Origin of the sequence: Salinicola corii (assembly GCF_008298015.1) — a bacterium.
Taxonomy (GTDB): Bacteria; Pseudomonadota; Gammaproteobacteria; order Pseudomonadales; family Halomonadaceae; genus Salinicola; species Salinicola corii.
On sequence record NZ_VTPX01000008.1, the window covers coordinates 144933 to 157986 of the forward strand.

At 63.3% G+C, this 13054-nt stretch carries 13 protein-coding genes; 6 read left to right on the top strand and 7 right to left on the bottom strand.

Annotated elements, in window-relative coordinates:
* Positions 1–35 precede the first annotated feature (35 nt).
* The 5 genes from F0A16_RS14680 to F0A16_RS14700 form a co-directional block, all read right to left on the bottom strand.
* Entirely contained in the window at positions 36–428 is a 393-nt protein-coding gene (locus tag F0A16_RS14680; protein WP_149436144.1) for a RidA family protein, read from the bottom strand.
* A gap of 71 nt (positions 429–499) precedes the next feature.
* Positions 500–1612, bottom strand: coding sequence for an alanine racemase (locus tag F0A16_RS14685; RefSeq protein WP_149436145.1), 1113 nt, complete (start codon positions 1610–1612; stop codon positions 500–502).
* Entirely contained in the window at positions 1605–2795 is a 1191-nt protein-coding gene (locus tag F0A16_RS14690) for a M20 family metallopeptidase (RefSeq protein WP_149436146.1), read from the bottom strand. The genes F0A16_RS14685 and F0A16_RS14690 overlap by 8 nt, the downstream gene beginning before the upstream one ends.
* Positions 2792–4252 (bottom strand): sodium:solute symporter family protein, encoded by a 1461-nt coding sequence (locus tag F0A16_RS14695; RefSeq protein WP_149436147.1) that lies wholly within the window; start codon positions 4250–4252, stop codon positions 2792–2794. Before F0A16_RS14695 ends, F0A16_RS14690 begins: the two co-directional genes overlap by 4 nt.
* Positions 4249–4467, bottom strand: coding sequence for a hypothetical protein (locus tag F0A16_RS14700; RefSeq protein ID WP_149436148.1), 219 nt, complete (start codon positions 4465–4467; stop codon positions 4249–4251). Before F0A16_RS14700 ends, F0A16_RS14695 begins: the two co-directional genes overlap by 4 nt.
* A gap of 224 nt (positions 4468–4691) precedes the next feature.
* Here F0A16_RS14700 and F0A16_RS14705 point away from each other — a divergent pair, with 224 nt between their 5' ends.
* Complete coding sequence (locus F0A16_RS14705; RefSeq protein ID WP_187776028.1) at positions 4692–5438, top strand: FCD domain-containing protein; 747 nt, start codon at positions 4692–4694, stop codon at positions 5436–5438.
* Here the strand turns inward: F0A16_RS14705 and F0A16_RS14710 are convergent.
* Positions 5435–5920 (bottom strand): ureidoglycolate lyase, encoded by a 486-nt coding sequence (locus tag F0A16_RS14710; RefSeq protein WP_149436150.1) that lies wholly within the window; start codon positions 5918–5920, stop codon positions 5435–5437. The two genes, F0A16_RS14705 and F0A16_RS14710, sit on opposite strands and share 4 nt — an antisense overlap.
* 374 nt (positions 5921–6294) lie before the next feature.
* On the opposite strand from F0A16_RS14710, the gene F0A16_RS14715 reads away from it, so the two are divergent.
* From F0A16_RS14715 to F0A16_RS14735, 5 genes are all read left to right on the top strand, one after another.
* Positions 6295–7734 (top strand): NCS1 family nucleobase:cation symporter-1, encoded by a 1440-nt coding sequence (locus F0A16_RS14715; RefSeq protein WP_149436151.1) that lies wholly within the window; start codon positions 6295–6297, stop codon positions 7732–7734.
* 218 nt (positions 7735–7952) lie between these two features.
* Positions 7953–8909: a 4-hydroxyproline epimerase gene (locus F0A16_RS14720; RefSeq protein ID WP_149436152.1), complete on the top strand. Its 957-nt coding sequence runs from the start codon at positions 7953–7955 to the stop codon at positions 8907–8909.
* Between the two features lie 52 nt (positions 8910–8961).
* Positions 8962–9909, top strand: coding sequence for a dihydrodipicolinate synthase family protein (locus F0A16_RS14725; RefSeq protein WP_149436153.1), 948 nt, complete (start codon positions 8962–8964; stop codon positions 9907–9909).
* Positions 9910–10028: 119 nt separating this feature from the next.
* Positions 10029–10691, top strand: a complete 663-nt coding sequence (locus tag F0A16_RS14730; protein ID WP_149436154.1) for a GntR family transcriptional regulator — start codon at positions 10029–10031, stop codon at positions 10689–10691.
* Between the two features lie 53 nt (positions 10692–10744).
* Entirely contained in the window at positions 10745–12040 is a 1296-nt protein-coding gene (locus F0A16_RS14735; protein ID WP_149436155.1) for an NAD(P)/FAD-dependent oxidoreductase, read from the top strand.
* 143 nt (positions 12041–12183) lie between these two features.
* On the opposite strand, the gene F0A16_RS14740 is transcribed toward F0A16_RS14735, so the two are convergent.
* On the bottom strand, positions 12184–13038 hold the full coding sequence (locus F0A16_RS14740; protein WP_149436156.1) for a bifunctional allantoicase/(S)-ureidoglycine aminohydrolase: 855 nt from the start codon (positions 13036–13038) through the stop codon (positions 12184–12186).
* Between the last annotated feature and the right edge of the window lie 16 nt (positions 13039–13054).

Genomic DNA, 13054 nt, shown 5'->3' on the forward strand with positions numbered 1-13054 from the left:
CCATCGGGGTGGCATTCTTGTAGCGGTCACCGCATTCACGCCCGGTCCGCGCGATAGCACTTGATGTCCACTTCCACCTTGCAGTCCACCACCAGGTCCTGAACGCTGCAGATCCGCGCCGGGGGATGGTCGCCGAACACTTCCTTGAACACCTTGTTGAACGAGCTGAAGTAGCGCGCGTCGGTCAGCACCGCGGTGACGTGGACGACGTCCTCGACACCATAGCCGGCCTCCTCGGCGATCTTCAGGCAGTTGGCGAAGGCCAGCCGCGACTGCTCGACGATGCTGCCTTCGACGACTTCGCCGTCGGTCATCGGGGTCTGGCCGGAGACGAACAGCCAGCCGGCGGCTTCGGTGGCGCGGGCGAACGGCAGTTTCTGGCCGCCGGTGCCGACGCCGCCCTCGACGCCATAACGTTTGATATTCATAAGTTGCTCTCCTGATGGATATAGCGGGCCTGCGTCACGCAAAAGGCCAAGCCCGACATGCAAGATCGGGCTCAGTAGCAGACGCCGCGAGCGTGGACGGTTATCTCGCCGACGATGTCGCTGCCCTCGCACAGCACCAGGCGATCCTTGAGATTGGGAACGACGCAGCAGTGGTTGGGGATGATCTCGAGCCGATCGCCGATCGCGAGGCGGTGAAGGGAGGGATCGTAGCGCAGGAAACCATGCTCCTCGTTGAGATGGGTGATCGTCGCATCCGGCATGGATACGACATGGCCATGTCCCTCGCCGTGCTTGGCGCCATCGCTGGTCAGCGTCTTGGAGCCAGCATCGAGAATGGCGTAGCCCGGCTCCTGCTGCGCAATGACCGTCGTCAACACACGCTGGGCGCACTGCGCCGGGGTGACCTCGCCGACATCGAGGATGCCTCGATCGCCCAGCACATAGTTGCCGGCCCGGACTTCGGTGGCGCCGGGCAGTGCTTCGATCATCAACGCCTCCATGGAGGAACCGATGGACAACGTGTCGACGACGATTCCCGCCTCCGCCAGCAACGTTCTTATCGACTTTAGCGTCTTCAGCGCCTCCTGGGCGACGGCGATGCGCGCCTCGCGACTCGCGGGCGCGTAGCACTGTCCGGCGTAGCCCTGCAGCCCGGATATCCGAACCGATGCCAGGTCGCTGGCGCGCCGGGCGACAGCCAGCACGCGCTCGTCCGGTGGCAGCTCGCCGCGGTGAATGCCCACGTCGATCTCGAGATAGAGTTCGATGACCCGGCCGGCCTCGGCGGCTGCCGCGGCAACGTTCTCCAACGCCTCCAGCGAGTTGATCGACACGATCAGTCGGTGCAGTCGTGGGGCCAGGGCAACCAGGCGCCGACGGTTGCGCTCACCGATGATCGGGTAGGCGATCAGGATGTCCTTGAGGCCGTGATCCGCCATGACTTCGGCTTCGCCGATGCTGGAAGTGGTGATGCCTCGGGCACCGGCCTGCTGTTGGCGCAGCGCGATATCCGCGCTTTTGTGCGTCTTGATATGAGGACGATGCGCAACGCCGGCATCGGCGAGCCGGCGCTCCATTCGGTCGATGGTCGCGTTCAGGATATCGCGACGCACGATGACTTCCGGGGTCAGCAGTTCGTCGAGAGTCGTAGGGTGATCAGGCATGCGAAAAAATGACCTCGTCGAGGGAGTCGATGATCTGGGCGTAGCTGAGTGCCGCCATTTCGAGCTGATCCAGAGCGACGAATTCGTCGGCCTGATGGGCCTGGGCGATCGAGCCCGGGCCGATGATCAGCGTCTTGATGCCGGCCTCCATGAGAAAAGCGGCCTCGCAGGTCGCTTCGAAGGCGTAGCGCCGAGGCGTCACACCGCGAACCCGCTCCACGGCGCTCGCGCATTGCCGGCTGATGGTCGCATCGGCCGGTGTCAGGCCGGAGGGGCAGAAAGTCGTCTGTTTCAGTTGCCAGCCCTCGATGCTGCCGGCGGCTTGCAGACGCGAGAGTTCGGCTTCCAGAGCGTCGCGCACCTGGGCTTCGGTTTCGCCGCAGGCCAGGCGGCCATCGATCTGCAGGCTCGCCCGGGCCGGGATGACGTTGACCTTGACGCCACTCTGGCATCCGGTGACCTGAAGCCGGCTCTGGCCGAGCACGTCGTTGGATCGCTGCTGCTGCCATCGCCTGTCCAGGTCGCGAATCGCCTGAACCGCTTCGACGGCATGGTAGAGCGCATTGGCGCCATGCTGCGACTGCGCCGCATGACAGGCAACGCCGTCCATGACCAGCTCGAACGCGATCACGCCGCGATGCCCTATCGCGATATCCATACCGGTCGGTTCGCCAACCACGCACCAGTCGGCATGGAACCCGCTGTCCAGCAACGCCTTGATGCCCTTGTTGCTCTTCTCTTCGTCGATTACCGCCGTGAAGACGATATCCACCGCCGGTGGCTCGTCCTGGTCGATCAGGCACTCGAGCACGTGCATGAACGCCGCGACCGAGCCCTTCATGTCGCAGGCGCCGCGCCCGTACAGACGGCCACCGCGGATTTCGGGCGTAAACGCTGGCGTGGTCCAGAGTTCGGCAGGGCCAGCCGGCACCACGTCGAGATGGCCGTTGTAGGCGAAGCTGTGGTTCCGGTTGTGCCCTGGCAACCGAGCGATCACGTTGAACCGGTCACCCGCCACCGGCTGGCGCGTCACTTCCAGACCCAGCCGTTCGCAGAAACTGGCAACGACATTGCCTACGCTCGCCTCGTTACCGGGAGGATTTTCGCTTTCCCTCTCGATCAAACGGCGCGTCAGTTCAACCACCCGCTGGCCATCGATTCGTTTTCTCAGGTTCGAACTCATGTCGCCTCCCGGCTTACGGTGGTTACCCCGACTCCCTCACGGGCGGGCTGAGTGATCAGGCTGACGCCGATCAGCGTCAACACATTGGCGACGAAGCCCCAGGCGGGAGCGACAATGCCCCACGGCGTACCGATGACATAGGAGAACAGCAGCGCGGTGACCAGTCCGACGATCAGCGCGGCGATCGCTCCCTGCTTGGTCGCCTTCGACCAGAACAAGGCGGCGATCATCAGCGGGAAGAACTGGATCACACCGCTGTAGGTATTCGCCAGAATCGTCCAGAGGAAGGTCGGCTTGGTCAGCGCCGCCGCATAGGCGATCACGCAGGTGATCAGCACGAACGCGCGGGAAACGGCAATGATCCGGGATTCCGATGGACGCTTCTTGACCAATCGCAGATAGAGATCCTGCGCCACTGTCACCCCCTGGGAGTGGGCGAGACTGTTGATCGTCGACAGCGATGCGGCGATACCGCCGGCGCCCAGGATGGCGATGGTCCAGAGGGGTGCATAGTCGCCGATCAGCGAGATCAGTGCCGTATCGGGGCTCGCCAGGGAGGGAATCAGAATAGCGGCGGCGAGCGCCCCCAGCACGACGGGTAACTGGCTGGGCACCGAGGCCAATGTGATCAGCGAACCGACGCGACGGGCGTCACGCGCGGAGCGTGCGGCGACCATGCGCATGTAGAGATGCGGCCACATGTATCCGCCGAGTCCGATGACCCAGGTCTGGGACAGGAAGTACCCCCACTCGAGATTCTTCGGTCCAGGCAGGGTCAACAATTCGGGAACACGCGTACGCGCCGCTTCGAAGAAGCTGCCGAACCCGCCGAAGGCATCGAAGAGGATCATGCCGACGACGAACCAGATGCTGGTCACGAAAACGATGCCGAGCAGGACATCGGTCCAGGCGACGGAAGTCATGCCACCGAAATAGATGAACAGTGCGCAAACTGCCACGGCGATCAGCGCGCCCAGCCAGAACGGTACCAGGCCGTCGGTAAAGATCTCGAAGATCAATCCGACCCCGACCACCTGAATGGTGATGTAGGGGATCATGCAGACCGTTCCCACGAGCCCGACGAGAAGTCCCAGCAACCGGCTGTCGAATCGATGCGCGAAGAAATCGGCTTGCGTCACGAACCGGTGGCGCTGCCCCAGCGCCTGCATGCGGGGCGCGATGAAATAGAAGACGAGACCGGAAATCGCGGTCGACGTGAACGCGAAGATCCAGCCGATGCCCTTGGCATAGACCTCCGCCACCGCACCGAGAAACAGCGACGAGCTGTACCAGGTCGCCATTGATGTGAAGAAAAGCACCACCGGCCCCATGCCCCGCGAGCCGAGAAAGTACTCGTTGACGCTTAGCGCCTGTTTCGCCTTGCGGCTAAACGCGGGCGCAAGCCCGACCCCCAGGGTCAGGACGAGGACGATGGAGATGCCAATCAACGCCGTCATGATTCGCTTTCCCCTTCCAGGGAGGACACACGGCTATGCAATACCATGAGAATCCATAGCAGCAGCGGTACCGCCCCGCACCACAGCAGGAAGAATGGAATACCCAGCGGCGATGGGGTGACACGGTTGGCAAGAATGACGATCGGCGTGGCGGTCATGGCGATGACGACCGCCATCAGCAACCACAGGACACGTTGGGTTCGGGAGCGTGACATGACAGGGCCTTTATTGATGTTGTCTTCTAATCACTCAACATATAATACATGTTGTAATTATTTATAATACACAAATGGAGTCAACACAATGGCCGCTGGAGCGGTGGCCGAAAAGGCACATCATCGAGAACCGACCATTTGGCTCGACAGACGGCCAAGATCTGTATGACATCTCCAGAAAACGCTACACTGCGCGTAATGCACGAGTGGATGAAAGAAGGGTTATGGAAGGAATCGATTTCTTCGCGGGTGGCGGATCGCGCCTCTACAGACAGGTGGGCGAACATCTGCTCGCCCGTCTGAATGCCGGCGAGTTTGCCACCAGCGGCCGGCTGCCTTCGGAAAAGAACCTGTGCGAGGCCTACGACGTCAGCCGTACCGTGATCCGCGAGGCGCTGATCATGCTCGAGGTCAAGGGCAAGGTCGAGATCCGAAAGGGTTCAGGCGTTCACGTGGTAGAGGGGGGCGATGCCAATGAAGAGCTCGACCACGACATAGGTCCATTCGAACTGCTGCAGGCGCGCCAGATTCTCGAGAGCAGCATCGCTCGGCTCGCCGCACGCACGGCGGGTCCACGCGATATCGCTCGCCTGGAGACCGCCCTGGCGCTGGAGACCCAGGAGTTCGAGCAAGGCATCTACCAGGGGCGGGGGGATTTCGAGTTTCACCTGGGGGTCGCCGAGGCAACGCAGAACAGTCTGCTTATCGCCACGGTCCATCAGCTGTGGAAATATCGGGAAAAATCGCCGATGTGGCAGAAGCTGCAGTCCCATATCGAGAACAAGCAACAGCTCAACTACTGGGTGCCGGACCATCGGCGCATTCTCGATGCGCTCTCCCGGCGCGATCCGACACTGGCCGAAAGCAGCATGAGCGAGCATCTCGAGCATGTGCGGGAGATGCTTTTCGAACTCTCAGACATCGACCGACCCGACATGGATCGCCAGTTCTTCGCGCCAACGGCTCGCTAAGGCACCACCACCCGAATCCTCATCTCGCGCTCGTCGAGGTTGTCGGCACCGCCGCGGTCGACGACCAGAAACTCTCCCTCTCTTTCCAGCACCGAATGGATCGCATGCCAGGTACCGGCGCGGTAGTTGACACCCTGGCGGCAGTCGGTGACGAAGGCACGAACCTCTCTCGGGTCGATAGCGTCGCCCGGCGGCGCCACGACCACGATGAAGCGCTCTTCGTGCAGCGGCACGAACGCCTGGCTGCCCAGCGGGTGGCGCTCGAGCAGCTCGACCTCCAGCGGTAGCGAAACCGGTTGACTGACGAACACGCTGATCAGCGGTGGTGTCGTGGTGTCACGGATATCGACCTTGGCCAGCGCATGATGACGCCGTGTGCGGCCGTTGTTGATCGGGAACGACTCGCTGCCACGCGAGTCGATCACTTCACCGAACGCGGCGAAGGCTGCCGGGGTCAGCTTCCGAGCCTTCAGTTCCAGCATCGTCTTTTCTCCTCTATCCTCTGTTCGATCACCAACTCAGATATATCGTATACAAAAATATCATTCTTTCTTGCACTTGCTTGGTGCAAAACGGTGGCAGCCGCGCATCAACCGTGCGTTTCCGAGTGGCCCGAATCTCCGTAGCGCTCTGTCGTCAGCCCAGCTTTCGACCCAACGTTGCCTCGGAATCGCTGAACACCGACCGATCCTGGCTGACCTAAAGGCCTGAACGCGGGCGTAATTCCCCCGAGCCGGCTGATCACCGCCCCATTACGACGCTCTTCTACTGTTCGTGGATGGCGGACATGGCACGCATCTTGTATACAAAAAATGCGAATCACAATCACAAGACGGCCCCGCGGAGGGCGTTCGCCATGCCACAGCAACCGCACCATTCACCACGTCAGTATAGCGACCGGCTCTACAACGCCGACCTCGCACCAAATACGCAGAACTGGAACTGGTACAACATTCTCGCCTTCTGGCTTTCCGACGTGCATAGCGTCGGTGGCTATGTCGTCGCCGCCAGCCTGTTTGCGCTCGGCCTGGCCGGCTGGCAGGTGTTGATCTCGCTGTTGATCGGTATCTGTATCGTACAGATCTTCGCCAACCTGATGGCCAGACCGAGCCAGAAAGCCGCAGTGCCGTTCCCGGTCATCTGCCGGCTCTCGTTCGGCGTGCTGGGTGCCAACATTCCGGCGATGATTCGTGGCCTGATCGCTGTGGTGTGGTACGGCATCCAGACCTATTTGGCCTCCAACGCCCTGACCATCGTGATCCTGCGCCTTTTTCCCGGCATGGAATCGCTGGCCGGCCCCAGCTTTCTTGGCCTCTCCTATCTGGGCTGGATCAGCTTCATGCTGCTGTGGGGCCTGCAGGCGATCGTGTTCTGGCGCGGCATGGATTCGATCCGACGCTTCATCGACTGGAGCGGCCCTGCGGTCTATGTGGTGATGTTCGCGCTCGCCGCCTGGCTGGTGTGGCAGGCGGGCTGGTCCAATATCAGCTTTACCCTGAGCGACATTCAGCTCTCTCCCGGCGAGCAACTCTGGCAGATGGTGATCGCGGCCGCCATCGTCGCCGGCTATTTTGCCGGTCCGACGCTCAACTTCGGCGACTTCACCCGTTATGCGCGCACCTTCGATGACGTCAAACGAGGCAATTTCTGGGGCCTGCCGGTCAACTTCCTGGTGTTCTCGGCGACCACGGTGATGATGGTGTCAGCGACGATCCCGGTATTCGGCGAGATGATCGACGACCCGATCGAGACCGTCTCGCGTCTCGACAACACCTTCGTTGCCGTACTGGGGGCCGCAACCTTCGTGACGACGACGATCGGCATCAACATCGTCGCCAACTTCGTCGCGCCGGCATTCGACTTCTCCAACATGGCCCCCAGCAAGATCAGCTTTCGCACCGGCGGCTTCATCGCCGCCGTCGGCTCGATCTTCCTGACCCCGTGGAACCTATTCAGCAACCCGGAGATCATCCACTACACCGTCGATCTGCTGGCGGCCGCCATCGGCCCGCTCTACGGCATCCTGATCATGGACTACTACCGTATCCGCCGGGGCGAGATCGATGTGGACGCCCTGTTCAGCGTCGACCCCGACGGCCCCTACTGGTATCGCAACGGTTTCAACCCGGCGGCGGTGAAGGCCGTGGTCGCCGCATCGCTGATCGGCATCGTGATCAACTTCCTGCCGCTGGGTGACCTGGGACACTTCTCGGTCTTCATCGGCGGTGCCCTGGGCGCGACTTTCTACGCCATGGCGATGCGACGCGCCTCGGTCACAGCGGCCATTGCCTCATAGGCGTCCGTTCTGTCTCCTCGAGCGCCTCGCGCGTTCTCTCCCTCTTGCCGGCGCCCTCCAGCGCCGGCTTTTTTGTGGCCGCCGTTGCGCGACGTCAAAAAATCGCTCCCCATTTCTCGCGCGGTGCGCTTCCCATCGCGCCATGATGATTGTATAAAATCTACAATACCCGCAGCACTCAACGTCCTGCGGGGCCACCCGGATCGGAGGAAATACGCATGCAGCGCATCCATGTCATCGATTCCCACACCGGGGGAGAGCCGACACGCCTGGTCATGAGCGGCTTCCCGGCGCTGCCGGGTGGCACCCTCGTCGAGAAGCGCGACGCGCTGCGGGAGTCCCACGACCACTGGCGGCGCGCCTGCCTGCTCGAACCGCGGGGCAACGATGTGCTGGTCGGCGCGCTCTACTGCGAGCCCGTCACGTTGGGCGCGACCTGCGGGGTGATCTTCTTCAACAACTCAGGCTATCTGGGCATGTGCGGTCACGGCACGATCGGCCTGGTGGCATCGCTGCATCATCTCGGGATGATCCAGCCCGGCGACCACAGGATCGATACCACCGTCGGCCCGGTCAACGCCACGCTGCACGAAGACGGCGCGGTGACGGTGCGCAACGTGCCCGCCTACCGCTATCGCCAGCGCGTCCCGGTAGAGGTGCCCGGCTACGGTGTGGTGCATGGCGATATCGCCTGGGGCGGCAACTGGTTCTTCCTGGTAGGCGAGCACGACCAGACGGTAACCCTGGCCAACGAGGAAGCCCTGACGGCCTTTACCTGGGCGATCCGCCAGGCGCTGGACGCACAGGCGATCAGCGGCGAGAACGGCGGTCACATCGACCATATCGAGCTGTTTGCCGACGATACTGGCACTGAAAATCCAGCCAATAGCCGCAATTTCGTGTTCTGTCCCGGCAAGGCCTACGACCGCTCCCCCTGCGGCACCGGCACCAGCGCCAAGCTGGCCTGCCTGGCGGCGGACGGCAAGCTGGCCCCCGGCGAGACCTGGGTCCAGGCCAGCATCACCGGCAGCCGCTTCGAGGGGCGCTACGAATGGGAAGACGAGGCGCAAAGGCTTGTGCGTCCTTTCATCACCGGCAGCGCCTACATGACCGCCGATGCCACGCTGCTGATCGACGAAAACGATCCGTTTGCCTGGGGTATCACCGCGTCGTAGCCGTTCGCCAAGCCGTTCCCGAAAAGCCATTCACGAATTCCAGAGGACAACCATGAACGACTCCATCTTCACCGGCTGCATCCCCGCTCTGATGACCCCCTGCACCGCCGACCGCACGCCGGATTACGACGCGCTGGTCGCCAAGGGGCGCGAACTGGTCGATCTCGGCATGCGCGCGGTGGTCTACTGCGGCTCGATGGGCGACTGGCCCTTGCTCAGCGAAGCCGAACGCCAGGAGGGCGTGGCGAGATTGGTCGCCGCCGGCGTACCCGTCATCGTCGGCACCGGCGCGGTCAACTCGAAGGAGGCGGTCTCCCACGCCGCCCATGCGGCCAAGGTCGGCGCCCAGGGGCTGATGGTCATTCCCCGCGTGCTCTCCCGCGGTACCGTCCCTGCGGCCCAGAAGGCGCACTTTTCGGCGATCCTGCAAGCCGCCCCCGAACTGCCGGCGGTGATCTACAACAGCCCCTACTACGGCTTCGCCACCCGCGCGGACCTGTTCTTCGAGCTGCGTCGCGAACATCCCAATCTGATCGGGTTCAAGGAGTTCGGCGGCGCAGACGACCTGCGCTACGCGGCCGAGCACATCACCTCCCAGGATGACGAGGTCAGCCTGATGGTGGGTGTCGATACCCAGGTGTTCCACGGTTTCGTCAACTGCAACGCCACCGGTGCCATCACCGGGGTCGGCAACGCGCTGCCGAAAGAGGTGCTGCAGCTGGTCGCGCTCTGCGAGAAAGCCGCCAAGGGAGATCCCGCAGCCCGACGTCTGGCCCAGGAGCTGGAATCCGCACTGGCGGTGCTCTCCTCCTTCGATGAAGGCGTGGACCTGGTGCTCTATTACAAGCAGCTGATGGTGCTCAACGGCGACAGCGCCTACGAACTCCACTTCAACGAGAGCGATGTCCTGAGCGATGCCCAGCGACGCTACGTCGAAACCCAGTACGCGTTGTTCCGGGAGTGGTATGCGCAGTGGTCGGCGCGGCTCGACGTGGCCTGAGTCGGTCTTTCCGCACCGATCTTGCAACGCTGATCTGGAACAGAGCGCGGGCCTGAAAAGTCGGCGGGCGCCATATGGATTGCATACAATATCCAGATTCTGCGAAACGATGAGACTTCATGGCGACTTTCAAGACCCGAGCCCAGTACGTGGCGGACGATCTGCGCGAGCGCATTCTCGGTGGCGAGTTCAAGGGCGGCTCCCAGCTACGCCAGGATGCGCTGGCCAGGGACTACGACGTCAGCCGCATTCCCGTTCGGGAGGCGCTGCTGACCCTGGAGTCCGAGGGGCTGGTGGAGTTTCACGCCCATCGCGGCGCCTTCACCACCGAACTCTCGGTGGCGGCGATCCGCGAACTGTTCGATCTGCGCGTGCTGCTCGAGACCTACGTGCTGCGCCATGCGATTCCGAACCTGACAGCGGCGGATCTCGATCACGCCGGCAGTGTCCTGCGCCAGTACGACGCCGCGCTCGACTCCGGCAGCCAGATCGACAACTGGAGCGACTACAACTTCGCGTTTCACCACGCGCTGTATGCGCCCTCCGGGCTGCCCGAGACGCTGGCCATGATCGGCCAGTTGAACACCAAGTCCGGGCGTTATATCCGCATGCAACTGGTCTATACCCGCGAGATCGAGAAGGCGGAACTCGAACACCGCGAGTTGCTGGAACTGGCGCGCCAGGGCGACGTCGACAAGGCCTGCCGACTACTGGAAAGCCATATCAAGGATGCCGCGGAAGGCATCGCGGCGGTGCTGGAAAAGAATCTGCGCAGCGCCTGATGCGAGGCGCGTTCCCCGCGCATTCACTTGCCCTTCTGGTCATGAGGTAGCGCATGTCGGACTCACCGCCTTCGGCTTCGCCCGATGCCGATATCATCGTCGTCGGTGCCGGCCTCGTCGGCGTGACCAGCGCCCTGGCCCTGGCGCGCCAGGGCCACCGCGTGATGGTACTCGACACCCAGGAACCGGGACGCGGCGCCTCCTACGGCAACGCCGGGCACCTCGCCACCGAACAGGTCTTTCCGATCGCCGATGCGTCGATTCTAATGTCGCTGCCCGGAATGCTCATGGACCCCATGGGTCCGCTGCGGCTGGACTGGAAATATCTGCCCCGGGCGCTGCCGTGGTTGACGCGACTGGTGCTGAACCTACGCCCGGAACCCTTTGGCCGAAGCGTGGCCGGCATCCGCGCGCTCAACGAACGCAGCCTGGCGGCGTGGCAACGCCTGCTGGCGTCGGTCGACAGCAGCCACCTGCTCAAGGCGGACGGCTCGCTGCTGGTCTACGAGAAGCCGGAGTCTCACGCCAAGCTGGAAGCGCTCGAGTCGCGCATGCGCGAACAGCAGGTGCCGGTGGCGCTGTGGGACAGAAACGCGATTCAACGCGCGGCGCCACAGCTCTCGGACGAGCTGCTGGGCGGACTGTTCTTCCCGGCCACGGGCCATGTACTGGATCCGTGGCGGGTGGTCACGACGCTAGTGGAAGCCGCCCGGCGCCAGGGCGTGCAATTCGCCCAAGAGACGGTGCGCTCGGCGCAAGTTGTCGAGTCCGGCGTTCGGCTCGTCACCGATAGCCGACAACTGACGGCGAGTCGCGTGCTGCTCGCCTGTGGCGCCCACTCGGCAGCGTTGACCGCCCAGCTCACCGGCAAGCACGTACCGCTGGATACCGAGCGCGGCTATCACCTGATGCTACCCCGTGAGCACGACCGCCTGCCCTTCGCGGTGACCTCACTGGAGCGCCGTTTCATCATGACGCCGATGGAGACCGGGCTGAGATTGGCTGGCACCGTGGAGTTCGCGGGGCTGAACGCACCGCCCAACATGGGCCGGGCGTGGCAGTTGCACCGCCTGAGCCACGGCCTGTTCAAGACCGATCTCGACGCCGGGGACGCCACGCCGTGGATGGGCTTCCGCCCGTCGCTGCCGGACTCGCTGCCGATCATCGATCGTGTGTGCGACGGCCGCGTGCTGCTGGCGTTCGGCCATCACCACCTGGGGCTGACGCAGTCGGCGATCACCGCCGAGTTGATCGCCGATCTGGCCGGAGCAGCCGACAGCGGCGAAGGCCTCTCATCAACGAGCGATTTGCCGCCGCTGGCGCCCTATCGGCTCTCCCGCTTCGGCTAAGGAACCACTGCACAAATGCCTGCACGAGCGAATGGCTGCGTTGCGCGGTACTCGAAGGCTCGCCTAACCCCATGTTATGTCTCGCCTTCTGCGTTCCGTGCGCCTGGCCCCTCGTCTCGTTCGACGATTTATTCAGCGTTTCCCTAGCGCCCGGAAAGCGACAGTTTCATGTGCCGGTTGACGTCCTTGTAGAGCAGATAGCGGAACGGTTCCGATCCGGCGGCGTAACAGGATTGCGGGCAGAACGCGCGCAGCCACATGTAGTCGCCGGCCTCGACCTCGACCCAGTCCTGGTTGAGGTGATAGACCGCGCGGCCCTCGAGCACGTAAAGGCCGTGCTCCATCACGTGGGTCTCGTCGAACGGAATCACGCCGCCCGGCTGGAAGGTAACGATGGTCACGTGCATGTCGTGTCGCAGATCCGCGGGATCGACGAAGCGCGTGGTCGCCCAGCGGCCGTCAGTATCCGGCATCGGCGTCGGCGCAATCGTCTGCTCGTTGGTGACGAACGCCGGCGGCGTCTCCAGTCCATCGACGAATTCGTACGCCTTGCGAATCCAGTGGAAGCGCACCGGCGCGTCGCTCGCGTTGCTCAGCTGCCAGTCGCAGCCCGGCGGCAGGTAGGCGTAGCCGCCCGGCCCCATGTCGTGCGTCTCGCCGCCGATGGTGAGCGTCATCTCGCCCTCGACCACGAACAACACGCCCTCGGCGCCACTGTCCGGTTCCGGCCGCTCGCTGCCCCCGCCGGGCGAGACTTCCATGATGTACTGGGAAAACGTCTCGGCAAATCCGGAGAGCGGTCGTGACAGCACCCACAATCGGGTCTTTTCCCAATGCGGCAGAAAGCTGGTAACGATATCGCTCATCACCCCCTTGGGAATGACCGCATAGGCCTCGGTGAACACGGCGCGGCCATGGATCAGCTGGCTCTGCGGCGGCAGACCGCCGTGGGGGGCATAGTAGGTTCGTTTCGGTGCATCGTGGCTGCGCTGCGACATGCTCTCTCCTCGATCA

Excerpts from the sequence above, each read along its gene's own strand:
- F0A16_RS14735 (WP_149436155.1), top strand. The coding sequence starts at position 10,745 with ATGTCGGACTCACCGCCTTCGGCTTCGCCCGATGCCGATATCATCGTC.
- F0A16_RS14690 (WP_149436146.1), bottom strand. The coding sequence starts at position 2,795 with ATGAGTTCGAACCTGAGAAAACGAATCGATGGCCAGCGGGTGGTTGAA.
- F0A16_RS14740 (WP_149436156.1), bottom strand. The coding sequence starts at position 13,038 with ATGTCGCAGCGCAGCCACGATGCACCGAAACGAACCTACTATGCCCCC.
- F0A16_RS14720 (WP_149436152.1), top strand. The coding sequence starts at position 7,953 with ATGCAGCGCATCCATGTCATCGATTCCCACACCGGGGGAGAGCCGACA.
- F0A16_RS14700 (WP_149436148.1), bottom strand. The coding sequence starts at position 4,467 with ATGTCACGCTCCCGAACCCAACGTGTCCTGTGGTTGCTGATGGCGGTC.
- F0A16_RS14730 (WP_149436154.1), top strand. The coding sequence starts at position 10,029 with ATGGCGACTTTCAAGACCCGAGCCCAGTACGTGGCGGACGATCTGCGC.
- F0A16_RS14705 (WP_187776028.1), top strand. The coding sequence starts at position 4,692 with ATGGAAGGAATCGATTTCTTCGCGGGTGGCGGATCGCGCCTCTACAGA.
- F0A16_RS14715 (WP_149436151.1), top strand. The coding sequence starts at position 6,295 with ATGCCACAGCAACCGCACCATTCACCACGTCAGTATAGCGACCGGCTC.
- F0A16_RS14725 (WP_149436153.1), top strand. The coding sequence starts at position 8,962 with ATGAACGACTCCATCTTCACCGGCTGCATCCCCGCTCTGATGACCCCC.
- F0A16_RS14695 (WP_149436147.1), bottom strand. The coding sequence starts at position 4,252 with ATGACGGCGTTGATTGGCATCTCCATCGTCCTCGTCCTGACCCTGGGG.
- F0A16_RS14685 (WP_149436145.1), bottom strand. The coding sequence starts at position 1,612 with ATGCCTGATCACCCTACGACTCTCGACGAACTGCTGACCCCGGAAGTC.
- F0A16_RS14710 (WP_149436150.1), bottom strand. The coding sequence starts at position 5,920 with ATGCTGGAACTGAAGGCTCGGAAGCTGACCCCGGCAGCCTTCGCCGCG.
- F0A16_RS14680 (WP_149436144.1), bottom strand. The coding sequence starts at position 428 with ATGAATATCAAACGTTATGGCGTCGAGGGCGGCGTCGGCACCGGCGGC.